The sequence below is a fragment of the Methylobacterium oryzisoli genome (genome assembly GCF_046557895.1).
Classification (GTDB): domain Bacteria; phylum Pseudomonadota; class Alphaproteobacteria; order Rhizobiales; family Beijerinckiaceae; genus Methylobacterium; species Methylobacterium oryzisoli.
Window position 1 is genome coordinate 222,576 of the sequence record NZ_JBKIBX010000001.1, and the last position, 13,798, is coordinate 236,373.

Annotated in this window: 13 protein-coding genes; all 13 read left to right on the top strand. The window is 72.3% G+C overall.

The genetic code is table 11. The features are described from left to right. Positions 1-2: 2 nt before the first annotated feature. The 13 genes from ACKUB9_RS01120 to ftsZ all read left to right on the top strand — a co-directional run bounded on the left by ACKUB9_RS01120 (position 3) and on the right by ftsZ (position 13,503). Positions 3-461 carry a MaoC family dehydratase gene (locus tag ACKUB9_RS01120; protein WP_407518713.1) on the top strand — a complete coding sequence of 153 codons (459 nt, stop codon included), beginning with the start codon at positions 3-5 and terminating at the stop codon, positions 459-461. A gap of 107 nt (positions 462-568) precedes the next feature. After that, complete coding sequence (gene htpG, locus ACKUB9_RS01125) at positions 569-2,410, top strand: molecular chaperone HtpG (protein ID WP_407518714.1); 1,842 nt, start codon at positions 569-571, stop codon at positions 2,408-2,410. A gap of 149 nt (positions 2,411-2,559) precedes the next feature. Then, positions 2,560-3,699: an FtsW/RodA/SpoVE family cell cycle protein gene (locus ACKUB9_RS01130; protein WP_407518715.1), complete on the top strand. Its 1,140-nt coding sequence runs from the start codon at positions 2,560-2,562 to the stop codon at positions 3,697-3,699. 117 nt (positions 3,700-3,816) lie between these two features. Further along, positions 3,817-4,935: an undecaprenyldiphospho-muramoylpentapeptide beta-N-acetylglucosaminyltransferase gene (gene murG / locus ACKUB9_RS01135; RefSeq protein WP_407518716.1), complete on the top strand. Its 1,119-nt coding sequence runs from the start codon at positions 3,817-3,819 to the stop codon at positions 4,933-4,935. A gap of 34 nt (positions 4,936-4,969) precedes the next feature. After that, entirely contained in the window at positions 4,970-6,385 is a 1,416-nt protein-coding gene (gene murC, locus ACKUB9_RS01140; protein ID WP_407518717.1) for a UDP-N-acetylmuramate--L-alanine ligase, read from the top strand. A gap of 12 nt (positions 6,386-6,397) precedes the next feature. Then, on the top strand, positions 6,398-6,967 hold the full coding sequence (locus ACKUB9_RS01145) for an endonuclease domain-containing protein (protein ID WP_407518718.1): 570 nt from the start codon (positions 6,398-6,400) through the stop codon (positions 6,965-6,967). An 8-nt stretch (positions 6,968-6,975) separates the two neighbouring features. After that, positions 6,976-7,890 (top strand): UDP-N-acetylmuramate dehydrogenase, encoded by a 915-nt coding sequence (gene murB / locus ACKUB9_RS01150; RefSeq protein ID WP_407519092.1) that lies wholly within the window; start codon positions 6,976-6,978, stop codon positions 7,888-7,890. Between the two features lie 18 nt (positions 7,891-7,908). Then, positions 7,909-8,106, top strand: a complete 198-nt coding sequence (locus tag ACKUB9_RS01155) for a type II toxin-antitoxin system HicA family toxin (protein ID WP_407519094.1) — start codon at positions 7,909-7,911, stop codon at positions 8,104-8,106. Next, a complete protein-coding gene (locus ACKUB9_RS01160) occupies positions 8,106-8,312 on the top strand; it encodes a type II toxin-antitoxin system HicB family antitoxin (RefSeq protein WP_407518719.1) in 207 nt (68 codons plus the stop codon). The genes ACKUB9_RS01155 and ACKUB9_RS01160 overlap by 1 nt, the downstream gene beginning before the upstream one ends. Before the next feature lie 28 nt (positions 8,313-8,340). Continuing rightward, positions 8,341-9,264, top strand: coding sequence for a D-alanine--D-alanine ligase (locus tag ACKUB9_RS01165; protein ID WP_407518720.1), 924 nt, complete (start codon positions 8,341-8,343; stop codon positions 9,262-9,264). After that, positions 9,231-10,217, top strand: coding sequence for a cell division protein FtsQ/DivIB (locus tag ACKUB9_RS01170; protein WP_407518721.1), 987 nt, complete (start codon positions 9,231-9,233; stop codon positions 10,215-10,217). The genes ACKUB9_RS01165 and ACKUB9_RS01170 overlap by 34 nt, the downstream gene beginning before the upstream one ends. Positions 10,218-10,260: 43 nt before the next feature. Further along, on the top strand, positions 10,261-11,586 hold the full coding sequence (ftsA, locus tag ACKUB9_RS01175) for a cell division protein FtsA (RefSeq protein WP_407518722.1): 1,326 nt from the start codon (positions 10,261-10,263) through the stop codon (positions 11,584-11,586). 108 nt (positions 11,587-11,694) lie between these two features. Then, positions 11,695-13,503 carry a cell division protein FtsZ gene (gene ftsZ, locus ACKUB9_RS01180; protein ID WP_407518723.1) on the top strand — a complete coding sequence of 603 codons (1,809 nt, stop codon included), beginning with the start codon at positions 11,695-11,697 and terminating at the stop codon, positions 13,501-13,503. The last annotated feature ends 295 nt before the right edge of the window (positions 13,504-13,798 follow it).

Sequence of the window (13,798 nt, forward strand, 5' to 3'; positions counted from 1 at the left end):
CGATGACGCCCCTCTACTTCGAAGACCTCGCGCCCGGGCAGGTGTACCGCTCGGGCGACCTCGTGGTGACCGCGGAGGCGATCAAGCGCTTCGCGGCCGAGTACGACCCGCAGCCGTTCCACCTCGACGAGGAGCGGGCGGGCGCCTCGTTCTTCGGCGGGCTCGCGGCGAGCGGCTGGCACACGGCGGCGCTGACCATGCGCCTGCTGGTCGAGAGCGGGCTGCCGCTCGCGGGCGGCATCATCGGGGCGGGGATGGACGAGCTGCGCTGGCCGCGCCCGCTGCGCCCCGGCGACACGATCCGCCTGGAGAGCGAGGTGCTGGAATTGCGCCCCTCCCGCTCGCGCCCGATGCAGGGCCTCGCCAAGGTGCGCACCACCACCCTCACCCAGGACGGCGCGCCCGTGCAGGTGCTGGTGGCCAACCTCGTGGTGATGCGGCGCGAGCCCGGCACCGGGTGAGCCGAACGCCCGCGCGCGACCCTCTCGGGCGGTTCCCGGCCCCGTTGAAAAGCGCGGCCGGACGTCGCATATCGCCGCCGACATCACCGAGAGGGAGTGGATCGGACGTGAGCGAGACTCTGGAACGGCATGCCTTCGGGGCAGAGGTCGGGCGCCTCCTGGATCTCGTCGTGCACGCGCTCTACTCGGAGCGCGAGATCTTCCTGCGCGAACTCGTCGCCAACGCGGCGGATGCCGTCGACCGGCGGCGCTTCGCGGCGCTCACCGAGCCGGCGCTCGCCCTGCCGGCCGAGGCCAAGGTGCGCATCCGGCCCGACGCGCCGGCCCGCACCCTGACCGTCTCGGATCCCGGCATCGGGATGAGCAAGGAGGAGCTGGCGCAGAACCTCGGCACCATCGCGCGCTCGGGCACCCGCGCCTTCAGCCAGTCGCTGGCCGAGGCCAAGCCCGACGAGCGCCCGAGCCTGATCGGCCAGTTCGGCGTCGGCTTCTATTCCGCCTTCATGGTCGCCGACCGGGTCGAGGTGACCTCGCGCCGGGCCGGGACGGACGAGGCCTGGACCTGGGCCTCGGAGGGGCAGGGCGAGTACACGCTGGCCCCGGCGACCCGCGAGGAGCCCGGCACCGACGTCGTCCTGCACATCAAGGCCGATGCCGACGAGTACCTGGAGCCGCTGCGCCTCTCGACCATCGTGCGCAAGTGGGCCGACCACATCACCGTGCCGATCACCTTCCTGCGCGACGGCGAGGAGGTGCCCGGCAACGAGGGCACGGCGCTGTGGCGCAAGCCCAAGCAGGAGATCACCGAGGACGCCTACACGGAGTTCTACCGCCACCTCACCCACGCCTTCGACACGCCCTGGGCGACGCTGCACTGGCGGGCGGAGGGCGCCCTCGATTTTTCGGCGCTGCTGTTCATCCCCGCGATGAAGCCCTTCCTGGCCGTCGAGGAGGAGCGCGAGAGCCGGGTGCGGCTGCACGTGCGCCGCATGTTCATCACCGACGAGGCGGGGCTCCTGCCCTCCTGGCTGCGCTTCGTGCAGGGCGTGGTCGACACCGAGGACCTGCCGCTCAACGTCTCGCGCGAGATGCTGCAGGCGACGCCGGTGCTGGCGCGCATCCGGCGCGCGGTGACCGCCAAGGTGCTCTCGGAGCTGAAGGCGCGCGCCAAGGACGCGGAGGCCTACGCTCCCTTCTGGCAGGCCTTCGGGCCGGTGCTGAAGGAGGGCATCTGGGAGGCGGCCGAGCACCGCGACGAGGTCGCGGCCCTCCTGCGCTTCCGCTCCACGGCGGTCGAGGGCTGGACCTCCTTCGCCGAGTACGTCTCGCGCATGAAGCCGAACCAGGAGGCGATCTACATCCTGGTCGGCGACGACACGGCGGCGCTGGCGAACTCGGCCCAGATCGAGGGTTTTCGCGCGCGCGGCCTCGAAGTGCTGCTGCTCTCCGATCACGTGGACGCCTTCTGGCCCGAGCGCCTCGACACGTTCGACGGCAAGCCGATCCGCAGCATCACGCAGGGCTCGGACGACCTCTCGGCCTTCGCGCCGGAGGGCGAGGGGGAGGCGTCGGGCGAGGCCGCGGACCTCACCGACCTGCTGGCGAAGCTCAAGGAGATCCTGAAGGACGACGTCGCCGACGTGCGGGCGAGCCAGCGGCTGGTGGAGAGCGCGGTGCTGCTCTCGGCCTCCTCGGGCGGGCCGGACCTGCAGATGCAGCGCCTCCTGCGCCGCGCCGGCCGCGGCTTCGGGGCGGGGCTGCCCGTCCTCGAACTCAACCCGCGCCACGCGCTGGTGCGCCGCCTCGCCGCGCAGGCGCAGGAGGGCCGCGACCTCGCCGAGGCGGCCCACACGCTCCTCGATCTCGGCCACGTGCAGGGCGGCGACCCGCCGCGCGACCCCGTCGCCTTCGCGCGCCGCGTCGCGGCCGCGCTCGCGGCGCAGGGCTAGGCGCGCGGGGGGCGCCGCATCGGCGGCGCCCCGGCAACGGTCGGTTTACCATTCCGGCCGATGCTCCCGGGGAGTCATGCCCCCGCATCCTCGCGGGACGCGCCCGCGTGCCGGGCGCGCCGCGTCGGCGGCAGCGAGGATCCGAAATCATGATGTCCCGCGCGGAACGCTCGCATCTCGGCGACTGGTGGTGGACCATCGACCGCGGCTTGCTCGCCGGCCTCGCCGGCCTGATGACCGTCGGCCTCGTCTTCCTGATGGCGGGCGGTCCGCCGGTGGCCGAGCGGCTCGGCCTGCCCACCTTCCACTTCCTCAACCGGCAGGTGGTCTACCTCGTCCCGACGGTGGGGCTGATCCTGGCGGTGTCGTTCCTGTCGCTGCGCCACGTGCGGCGGCTGGCCCTCGTCACCTATCTCGCCGGCATCGTGCTGTGCGTGCTCGCCATCAAGTACGGGCCGGAGATCAAGGGCGCGCATCGCTGGGTGCAGTTCGGCTCCTTCGGCGTCCAGCCCTCCGAGTTCGTGAAGCCGGCCTTCGTGATCCTCGCGGCCTGGGCCTTCGCCGAGGGGGCGCGGCGCCGGGACATGCCGGGCGGCGCGCTCGCGGTGCTCCTCCTGCCGATGACCATCGTGCCGCTGATCCTGCAGCCCGATTTCGGCCAGACCATGCTGCTGACCATGGTGTGGTGCTGCATGGTGTTCGTGGCCGGCCTGCACTGGCTCTGGGTCGCGGGTCTCGGGGGGCTCGGCCTCCTCGGGGTCGGGGCGGCCTACGAGTTCCTGCCCCACGTGCGCGACCGCATCACCCGCTTCCTCGACAAGGATTCGGGCGACAACTTCCAGACCTTCTGGTCCAAGGAATCCTTCAACGTCGGCGGCTGGCTCGGCACCGGGCCGGGCGAGGGCGTCGCCAAGCGCCACCTGCCGGACGCGCACACGGACTTCATCTTCTCGGTGGCGGGCGAGGAGTTCGGCGTCGTGGTCTGCATCGGCCTCGTGCTGGTCTTCGCCTTCATCGTGATGCGCGGCCTGATGCTGGCGCGGCGCAGCGAGGACATTTTCTGCCGGCTCGCCATCACGGGCCTGACCACGCTGTTCGGCCTGCAGGCCTGCATCAACATGGCGGTGAACGTGCGCCTGATGCCGGCCAAGGGCATGACCCTGCCCTTCGTCTCCTACGGCGGCTCGTCGCTGATCTCGCTCGCGCTCGGCATGGGCTTCCTGGTGGCGCTGACGCGGCGGCGCCCGCGCACCGCGCTCCTCAACCGCGACGAGGGGCTGGCGCGGTGATCCCGGGACCTGAGGGACTCGAGGCTGCTGCGGGGCGGCGCCCCGCGCGCCGACGGGGGTGATCTTGCGGCCCGTTCGTGACAGAGAGCGGCCGGAATCCGGAGACGTGAGCCCCGCATGACGGTCGCCCAACCCCTCGTCCTCCTCGCCGCCGGCGGCACCGGCGGCCATCTCTTCCCGGCCGAGGCGCTGGCGCTGCGCCTGCGCGAGCGCGGCATCCGCGTCGCGCTGGCCACCGACAGCCGCGTCGAGACGCTGTCGGGCGGCTTCCCGGCCTCCGAGATCGTGGCGATCCCCTCCGCGACCCCGTCCGGACGCTCGCTGATCGATCGCGGCGCGGCCTTCCTGACCCTCGGGCGGGGCTTCGCGGCGGCCGTGCGGGCGGTGCGCCGGCTCAACCCGGCGGTGGTGGTGGGCTTCGGCGGCTACCCGACGGTGCCCCCGCTGCTCGCCGCGCAGATGCTCAAGGTGCCGACGCTCCTGCACGAGCAGAACGCCGTGATGGGCCGCGCCAACGGCTTCCTGGCCCGCGGCGCGAGCGTGATCGCGACGGGTTTCTCGGAGGTGCGGGGTATTTCCGCGAAGGCGACCGCGCGGCGCGTCCACACCGGCAACCCGGTGCGCCCGGCCGTCCTGGCGGCGGCCGACACGCCCTATCCGCCGCTCACCGCCGACGGGCCGCTCAGCCTCCTCGCCTTCGGCGGCAGCCAGGGCGCGCGGGTGATGAGCGAGGTGGTGCCCGAGGCGGTCTCGCGCCTGCCGGCGGCCCTGCGCGCCCGGCTCACCGTGATCCAGCAGGCGCGCGCGGAGGATCTGGCGCGCGCGGAGGGCACCTACGGGCAGGCGGGCCTCGCCGCCTTCGCGGCGGCGCCGTTCTTCAAGGACCTGCCGGCCAAGATGGCCGCCGCCCACCTCGTGGTGGCGCGCTCGGGGGCCTCGACGGTGGCCGAACTCGCGGTGATCGGGCGGCCCGCCATCCTGGTGCCGCTGCCCGGCTCCCTCGATCAGGACCAGGCCGCCAACGCCGCGGTGCTGGGGGCCGTGGGCGCCGCCTTTCCGCTACCACAAACGGCGTTCACTCCTGAGCGCCTGGCCGCCGAACTGACGACCCTGTTCGGCGCCCCCGAGCGCCTGAATGCGGCCGCCGCGGCGGCGAAGGGTGCCGGCCTCCCGGACGCGGCCGAGCGCCTCGCCGCCCTGGTGGTCGAGACCGCGGTCCAGGCCGCGAACCGCTGACACACGACACGAAGACCTGAGGACACCCGCTCCCATGAAGCTGCCGAACCAGCTCGGACCCATCCACTTCATCGGCATTGGGGGCATCGGCATGTCCGGCATCGCCGAGGTGATGCACAACCTCGGCTACACGGTGCAGGGCTCGGACGCGACCGACAACGCCAACGTCAAGCGGCTCGCCGAGAAGGGCATCCGCACCTTCGTGGGCCACACGGCCGAGAACCTCGCGGAGGCCGCCCTGGTGGTGGTCTCGACGGCGATCCGCCGCGACAATCCCGAACTCGCGGGCGCGCGCGAGCGGCGCCTGCCGGTGGTGCGCCGGGCCGAGATGCTGGCCGAGCTGATGCGCTTCAAGTCCTGCGTGGCGGTGGCGGGCACCCACGGCAAGACCACCACCACTTCGCTCGTCGCTACGCTCCTCGACGCGGGCGGGCTCGATCCGACGGTGATCAACGGCGGCATCATCAACGCCTACGGCACCAACGCCCGCATGGGCGAGGGCGACTGGATGGTGGTGGAGGCCGACGAATCGGACGGCACCTTCCTGAAGCTGCCGGCCGACATCGCCATCGTGACGAACATCGACCCCGAGCACCTCGACCATTTCGGCTCCTTCGACGCGATCAAGGACGCGTTCCGGGCCTTCATCGACAACATCCCGTTCTACGGATTCGCGGTGATGTGCACCGACCACCCGACCGTGCAGGACCTCGTCGGGCGCATCGAGGACCGGCGCATCATCACCTACGGCGAGAACCCGCAGGCGGACGTGCGCCTCATCGACGTCGACCTCAAGGGCGGCCAGAGCCGCTTCCGGGTGATGATCCGCGACCGCCGTCCGGGCTTCCGGATGGAGATGGAAGACCTCGTCCTGCCGATGCCGGGCAAGCACAACGCGCTCAACGCCACCGCGGCGCTCGCGGTCGCCCACGAACTCGGCGTGTCGCCGGAGGCGATCCGCAAGGCGCTGTCGGGCTTCGGCGGCGTGAAGCGGCGCTTCACCCGCACGGGCGAGTGGAACGGCGCCCAAATCTTCGACGATTACGGGCACCATCCGGTGGAGATCAAGGCGGTGCTCAAGGCCGCCCGCGCCTCGACGGAGGCCAACGTGGTGGCGGTGGTGCAGCCCCACCGCTACACGCGGCTCGCGTCGCTGTTCGACGATTTCTGCACCTGCTTCAACGACGCCGACACGGTGATCGTCGCCCCGGTCTACGCGGCCGGCGAGACGCCCATCGAGGGGGCGGACCGCGATTCCCTCGTGGCGGGCCTGAAGTCGCGCGGCCACCGCAACGCGATCGCGCTGGAGCGCAGCGAGGACCTGGCCGGCATGATCGCCGGCGTCGCGGGGCCGGGCGACTACGTCGTGTGCCTGGGCGCCGGCAACATCACGCAATGGGCCTACGCGCTGCCGGGCGAACTGGCGTCGCTCGGCGAGCGGGCGGCGTGACGGTGCCGTCCGATGCATGGGCCTGATCCCGGCCGGATACGGCGCGCGCGCGGCCTGCGGCAGACGCAGACCGAGCCCGAGGCCCGGTTGTGGTCGCGCCTGCGCGACCGGCGGCTCGGCGGATTCAAGGTCGTGCGGCAATGCCCGATCGGTCCCTACGTCGCCGACTTCGCCTGCCGCGAGGCGAGGCTGATCATCGAACTCGACGGCGGCCAGCACGCCGACAGCGCGCATGATCGGCGCCGGGATGCCTGGTTGGCCTCCCAGGGATTCCGTGTCCTGCGGTTCTGGAACGACGAAGTCTCATCGAACCTCCCTGGAGTCTTGGAGACGATCCTCGCCGCCCTCTCCTCTCCCCGCGGGCGGGGAGAGGGTCTGGGGATCGGAACGATCCCACTCCCCCTCGTCGGGGGCGAGACGAGCCCGAAGGGCGAGGGTGAGGGGGTGTTCACGGACGAGACTCTTCCGGAAAGGCCCCCTCACCCTCGCGCCGAACCTGCGGTTCGGGCTCGCTTCACCCCCGACGAGGGGGGTGAAGCCCTCTCCCCGCCCGCGGGGAGAGGCGGAGATGCGCACCCATGACCAGCCAGATGACCTCGCACGACATCCTCGCCCTCCTCGCGCCGGCCTCCCTGCGCGGGCGGCTCCTGCCCGATCACCCGCTCGCCGACCTGACGTGGTTCCGCGTCGGCGGTCCAGCCCAGGTGCTGTTCACGCCCGCCGACGAGCAGGACCTCGCCGCCGCGCTGGCCGTGCTGCCGGCCGAGGTGCCCGTCACGGTGATCGGGCTCGGCTCGAACCTGATCGTGCGCGACGGCGGCGTGCCGGGCCTCGTGGTGCGGCTCGGCGGCCGGGCCTTCGGCGAGGTGACGGTCGACGGCGAGACGATCCGGGCCGGGACCGCGGTGCCGGACGTTCGGTTGGCCAAGGCCGCGGCCGAGGCCGGGCTCGACGGGCTCGCCTTCTACCGCGGCATCCCGGGCTCGGTCGGCGGCGCGCTGCGCATGAATGCCGGGGCGCATGGCGGCGAGACCACGGACGTGCTGGTCGAGGCGCGCGGCGTGACCCGCACGGGCGAGATCCGGGTCTTCGCCCATGCCGACATGGGCTTCGCCTACCGCCATTCGGGCGTGCCGGGCGACGTGATCTTCACGAGCGCGCTGTTTCGCGGGCGGCCGGGCGACAAGGCCGCGATCCTCGCCGAGATGGACCGCGTCACGGCGGCCCGCGAGGCCGCCCAACCGATTCGCGAGCGCACCGGCGGCTCGACCTTCAAGAATCCCGAGGGGGGCAAGGCGTGGCAGCTCGTCGACGCGGCCGGCTGCCGGGGTCTGCGGCGGGGCGGCGCGCAGGTCTCCGAGATGCACTGCAATTTCCTCATCAACACCGGCGGCGCCACCGCGGCCGACATCGAGGGCCTGGGCGAGGAGGTGCGCGCGCGGGTGCGGGCGCAATCCGGCGTCGACCTGCACTGGGAGATCAAGCGGATCGGCGTTCCGGCCTGATTCGGAGACCGTGTGATGATGACGGTGCGGGACATCATCCGGTTGCTCGAAGCCGATGGCTGGAGTCTCGTAGGGACTCGCGGGAGCCATAGGCAGTTCAAACACCCCGTGAAGCCTGGACGCGTGACGGTCGCGGGCGCCCTCAAGGATGATGTGGCTCCCGGCACGCGAGGCAGCATCCTCAAGCAGGCCGGCCTGACGAAGGAGCAATCGTGATGCGCTACGCCGTCGTGATCGAGAAGGCCGGACGAAACTACTCGGCCTACGTTCCCGATCTTCCGGGATGCATCGCCACGGGAGCGACCGTCGAGGCAGTCGAACAGGAGATCCGGGAGGCCATCCGGTTCCATATCGAAGGATTGATGGCCGACGGCGAGCCCGTCCCGGAGCCGACCTCCCGCGCCGAGTACGTGGACGCCTAACCGCACACCGCCCCGAGGAGGGCATCCCATGACCAAGCACGTCGCCGTCCTGATGGGCGGCTGGTCCTCCGAGCGGGAGGTCTCGCTCAATTCCGGCCGGGCCTGCGCCCGGGCGCTGGAGGAGCAGGGTTTTCGCGTGACGCCCATCGACGTGCAGCGCGATCTGGCGGACGTGCTGGCGCAGGTGAGGCCCGACGTCGCCTTCAACGCCCTGCACGGGCCCTGCGGCGAGGACGGCACCGTCCAGGGCCTCTTGGAGATCATGGCGATCCCCTACACCCATTCGGGCGTGCTCGCCTCCAGCCTCGCCATGCACAAGGAGCGTGCCAAGGTGGTGATGAAGGCGGCCGGCGTGCCGGTGCCGGACGGGCGGCTCGTTAACCGATTCGAGGCGGCGCGCCGCCACGTCCTGCCCCCGCCCTACGTGCTGAAACCGGTCGCCGAGGGCTCCTCGATGGGCGTCGTGATCGTGCGCGAGGGCCGCTCCCACCCGCCTCAGGAGATCGGCCGCGACGACTGGTCATTCGGCGACGAAGTCCTTGCCGAGACTTACATTCCCGGCCGCGAACTGACCTGCGCGGTGATGGGCGACAAGGCGCTGGACGTCATCGACATCCGGGCGACCACCGGGGAGTGGTACGATTACGACGCCAAGTACGCCAAGGGGGGGTCGGTGCACGTGCTGCCGGCCGAAATTAAACCGAAAATTTACCAGCTGGTTCGAGAGTTGGCGTTAACGGCGCATCAAGCACTTGGCTGCCGGGGCGTGAGCCGTGCCGATCTCCGCTACGACGACACACCGGGAGGAACCGGTGCGCTCGTGGTGCTGGAGGTCAACACGCAGCCCGGCATGACCGAGACGAGCCTTGTGCCGGAGATCGCAGCCCATGCCGGGTACAGTTTCGGTGAACTCGTCCGATGGATGGTGGAGGACGCTTCCCTGAACCGCTGATCGCCGCCGGTCCCGCCGGCGCGCAGGCCGGCGGTGTCGCGCCCCTTCCCGGGGCGCCCCTGCCCGGGGCCCGGGCGGGTGCAGGATTCCTGTCGCGCCGGCTGCCCCGGTTCCTGCGGCCCCGCCGCGCGTCGGTGGCGATTCCGCTGGAGCGGCGCGTGCCGCGCCTCGTGGGCACCGCCCTGGTGTTCGGCTTCTTCGGGGTCGTGGGCGCGGCGGGCTTCGTGGCCAGCGGCGCCTATGCCGAACTGGTCGTGCGCCACGGCCGTCCCCTCGACATCCTCGCCCGCGCGGCCGGGTTCGGCCTCGACAAGGTGACGATCGCCGGGATCGTGCAGCTGCGGCCGGCCGAGATCCTGCACGCGGCAGGCCTCGATCAGCGCAACTCGCTGCCCTTCCTCGACGTGGTCGGGGTGCGCGACCGCCTCGCCGCCGTGCCGCTGATCGGCTCGGTCTCGGTGCGCAAGATCTATCCCCACGAGCTCCTCGTCACGCTCGCCGAGCGCGAGCCGAGCGCGCTCTGGCAGCGCAACGGCGAGATCGAGGTGATCTCGGCGGACGGCACCGTCATCGACCGCATGCGCGACGGGCGATTCGCCGCCCTGCCGCTCGTGGTCGGCGACGAGGCCAACACCCGCACCAAGGAGTACCTCGCCCTCCTCGACGCGGCCGGGCCGCTGAAGGGGCGCATCCGCGCCGGCACCCTGGTGTCGGGGCGGCGCTGGACCCTGAAGCTCGACGGCATCGACGTCCGCCTGCCCGAGGCGGGCGCCCGCGAGGCGATGACCCGCCTCGTGCGGCTCGATGCCGAGCAGCGCCTCCTCGACAAGGACATCATCGCGGTGGACCTGCGCATGCCCGACCGGGTGGTGGTGCGGCTCACCGAGGAGGGAGCCGCCGCGCGCCAGGAGGCGCAGAAGAAGAAGCCGAAGGGGAAGGGGATCGACACGTGACCCGCCCCGCTCCCCTTACCCCGTCCTCCCGGTCGAGCGTCGCATGAGCCTTCTCCAGCACGGCCTGACCCCCCGGCTGAAGCCGCTCTCGGCGCGCCGCAGCGCGACCCTCTCGGTGCTCGACATCGGCACCAGCAAGGTCGTCTGCCTCGTCGCCGAGCTGCAGCCGGTCGAGACGCTCTCGACCCTGCGCGGCCGCACGCATCTGGCGCGCATCATCGGCATCGGCCACCAGCGCTCGCTCGGCCTCAAGGGCGGCGCGGTGGTGGACCTCGAAGCCGCCGAGAACGCGATCCGCCACGCCGTCCACGCGGCCGAGCGGATGGCGAAGTGCGAGGTGCAGTCGGTCATCGTCAACCTGTCGGGCGGGCGGCTCGGCTCGCAGCATTTCGAGGCGCGCGTCCCGGTGCGCTCCGGCCCGGTGACGGGCGCGGACGTCCAGCGCGTGCTCGAAGCGGCCAGCACCCACAGCGTCAGCCCCGGCCGGGCGGTGCTGCACGCGCTGCCGACCGGCTACTCCCTCGACCAGCAGGGCGCGGTGATCGACCCCTCGGGCATGATCGGCGAGACGCTCGGCGTCGACCTGCACGTGGTCACGGCCGAGGTCGCCTCGGCCCGCAACCTGATGCTCGCCGTGGAGAACTGCCACCTGCGCGTCGAGGCGGTGATCGCCACGCCCTACGCGTCGGGCCTCTCGGCCCTCGTGGACGACGAGGCGGAGATGGGCGTCGCGGTGGTCGACATGGGCGGGGGCACGACGAGCGTCGGCGTCTTCACGGGCGGCCACCTCGTGCATGTCGACGCGCTCGCGGTGGGGGGGCACCACGTCACCATGGACATCGCCCGCGGCCTCTCCACCCGGGTGGCGGCGGCCGAGCGCCTCAAGACCCTGTACGGGGCCGCGATGGCGACCGCCTCCGACGAGCGCGACATGATCGCGGTCCACGGCGTCGACGAGGACGAGCGGGACCTGCCCCACCACATCCCGAAATCGCAGCTCGTGCGCATCATCCGCCCCCGCGTCGAGGAGGTGCTGGAGCTGGTGCGCGACCGGCTGCGCAACGCGGGCTTCGCGGCCCAGGCCGGCCGCCGGGTGGTGCTGACGGGCGGCGCCAGCCAGCTCGTCGGCCTGCCCGAGGCCGCCCGCCGCATCCTCCAGGGGCAGGTCCGGATCGGCCGGCCGCTGGGAATCAGGGGTCTGCCGGAGGCCGCCAAGGGGCCGGCCTTCTCGGCGGCAGTCGGCCTCCTCGTCTATCCGCAGGTCTCCCACGTCGAGCATTTCGAGCCGAAGGGGCAGGCCGGCGCGATGGGCCTCCACGGGGACGGCTACTTCTCCAGGGTCGGTCGCTGGATCCGGGAGAGTTTCTGAGCGGGAAAACGAGCGCCCCGGCCGGGCTTCAGGGCCTCGGGGGCGAGCGGGACGTCACACCGGCGCCGGTCGGCGCTCACACCAAGAACATCAAGAGGCACGCGCATCATGGCCATCTCTCTGCAAGCGCCGGACATCCGGGAACTCAAGCCGCGCATCACCGTCTTCGGCGTCGGCGGCGCCGGCGGCAACGCGGTCAACAACATGATCGAGTCGGGGCTCCTCGGCTGCGAGTTCGTGGTGGCCAACACCGACGCCCAGGCGCTGACCTCCTCCAAGGCCGAGCGCGTGATCCAGATGGGCATCGGGGTGACGCAGGGCCTCGGCGCCGGCTCGCAGCCCGAGGTCGGCCGCGCCGCCGCCGAGGAGGTGATCGACGAGATCCGCGATCAGCTCTCGGGCGCGCACATGTGCTTCATCACCGCCGGCATGGGCGGCGGCACCGGCACCGGCGCGGCGCCCGTCATCGCCCGGGCCGCCCGCGACATGGGCATCCTGACGGTGGGCGTGGTGACCAAGCCCTTCCAGTTCGAGGGCGTGCGCCGCATGCGCACCGCGGATGCGGGCATCTCCGAGCTGCAGGCCGCGGTCGACACGCTGATCGTGATCCCCAACCAGAACCTCTTCCGGGTGGCCAACGAGAAGACGACCTTCGCGGACGCCTTCGCGATGGCCGATCAGGTGCTCTACTCGGGGGTCGCCTGCATCACCGACCTGATGGTGAAGGAGGGGCTCATCAACCTCGACTTCGCCGACGTGCGCGCGATCATGCGCGGCATGGGCAAGGCGATGATGGGCACCGGCGAGGCGTCCGGCGAGAACCGCGCCAACCGGGCGGCCGAGGCCGCGATCGCCAACCCGCTCCTCGACGACGTCTCGATGAAGGGCGCCCGCGGCCTGCTGATCTCGATCACCGGCGGCAACGACCTCACCCTCTACGAACTCGACGAGGCCGCCACCCGCATCCGCGAGGAGGTCGACCCGGACGCCAACATCATCCTGGGCGCCACCTTCGACGAGAGCCTCGACGGCATCATCCGGGTCTCGGTGGTGGCCACCGGCATCGAGCCGGCGCTGATCACCGCGCACGCGGTCAACGGCCCCGACCTCGCCCAGACCGAGCAGCGCATCGCCGAGGTGGCCGACCGGCTCCGCGCCGAGGCGCGCGCCCGCGCCAACCAGGCGCCGCAGGCCGCCGCCCCGGTCCGCCCGGCCCCGGCACCCGAGCCGATCCAGGCCCCGCTCGCCGCGGCCCAGGCGATGCACGCCGAGCCCCTGCGGGCGGAGCTGCCGCATGCCCAGCCGGTGATGCGCGACGACGTGCAGATCGCCCCGGTCCAGCCGCGGATGCCGGCCTACGAGCCGCCGGCCCCGCAGCCGGTCGCCGAGGCGCCGGTGGCGTCCGCCTCAGCGCCCTTCATCCCGCCCTCGCCGCAGGTGGTGCGTGCGCCCCGCATGCCGCGGGTGCAGGACCTGCCGCTGCCGGCCCAGAACCAGATCCGCGCGAGCCGCGGCGAGGAGCCGGTGCCCCAGCAACCTGCGGCGGACGTCAAGCGCACCTCGCTGCTGCGCCGCCTCGCCACCGTCGGCTTCGGCGGCCGGCGCGAGGAGGAGGCCGCCCCGGCCCATCCGGCTCACGCGGCTCCGGCCCCCGCCCCGCAGGCGATGCTGCCCCAGCAGGCCGCGCCGCCGCGGGCGCCCCAGGCCGCCCTCGCCGCCCCGGTGCCGCGCGCCCCGCTCCCGCAGGGCTACGCGCCGCAGGGCTACGCCCCGCAGGCGCACGCCCCCCAGGCGCCGCTGGGCTACCGCCCGGCGCAGGGCAACCTCGACCCGCAGGGCCGCCCTGTTCCGGCCGCACGGATGATGGATGACGACCAGCTGGAGATCCCGGCGTTCCTGCGCCGGCAGGCCAACTGAGAGGGCTGTCCCGCGGCTCCGCCAGGGGCCGCGGGACGTCCCGCAGCGGCATCGGACACCGCCACTGGCGCTTTTGGGCCACACCTCGGGATCCCGCGATCCCGGGGTTTAAGCGCTTGTTTAAGACTCTGCGAGACAAGGGTTTTCGGCGGGTGAAGACCCCACCCCGGATTGTTACAGAGCGTAAGAATCCGTGATTTGGCCGCGCTTTTGAGCGCGACTATAGCTGTCTCGCACGAAAGACGGCGCGGGCCCGGACCGGCACCAGCGCCCAAGGGGCTTCAAACAGCGGATG

Bases quoted from the DNA above. Each gene is read 5' to 3' on its own strand.
- ACKUB9_RS01160 (WP_407518719.1), top strand. From the start codon at position 8,106: ATGCGCTACGCCGTCGTGATCGAGAAGGCCGGACGAAACTACTCGGCC.
- murB (WP_407519092.1), top strand. From the start codon at position 6,976: ATGACCTCGCACGACATCCTCGCCCTCCTCGCGCCGGCCTCCCTGCGC.
- ftsZ (WP_407518723.1), top strand. From the start codon at position 11,695: ATGGCCATCTCTCTGCAAGCGCCGGACATCCGGGAACTCAAGCCGCGC.
- ACKUB9_RS01165 (WP_407518720.1), top strand. From the start codon at position 8,341: ATGACCAAGCACGTCGCCGTCCTGATGGGCGGCTGGTCCTCCGAGCGG.
- murC (WP_407518717.1), top strand. From the start codon at position 4,970: ATGAAGCTGCCGAACCAGCTCGGACCCATCCACTTCATCGGCATTGGG.
- murG (WP_407518716.1), top strand. From the start codon at position 3,817: ATGACGGTCGCCCAACCCCTCGTCCTCCTCGCCGCCGGCGGCACCGGC.
- ACKUB9_RS01155 (WP_407519094.1), top strand. From the start codon at position 7,909: ATGACGGTGCGGGACATCATCCGGTTGCTCGAAGCCGATGGCTGGAGT.
- ACKUB9_RS01145 (WP_407518718.1), top strand. From the start codon at position 6,398: ATGCATGGGCCTGATCCCGGCCGGATACGGCGCGCGCGCGGCCTGCGG.
- ACKUB9_RS01120 (WP_407518713.1), top strand. From the start codon at position 3: ATGACGCCCCTCTACTTCGAAGACCTCGCGCCCGGGCAGGTGTACCGC.
- ACKUB9_RS01130 (WP_407518715.1), top strand. From the start codon at position 2,560: ATGATGTCCCGCGCGGAACGCTCGCATCTCGGCGACTGGTGGTGGACC.
- ftsA (WP_407518722.1), top strand. From the start codon at position 10,261: ATGAGCCTTCTCCAGCACGGCCTGACCCCCCGGCTGAAGCCGCTCTCG.
- ACKUB9_RS01170 (WP_407518721.1), top strand. From the start codon at position 9,231: ATGGATGGTGGAGGACGCTTCCCTGAACCGCTGATCGCCGCCGGTCCC.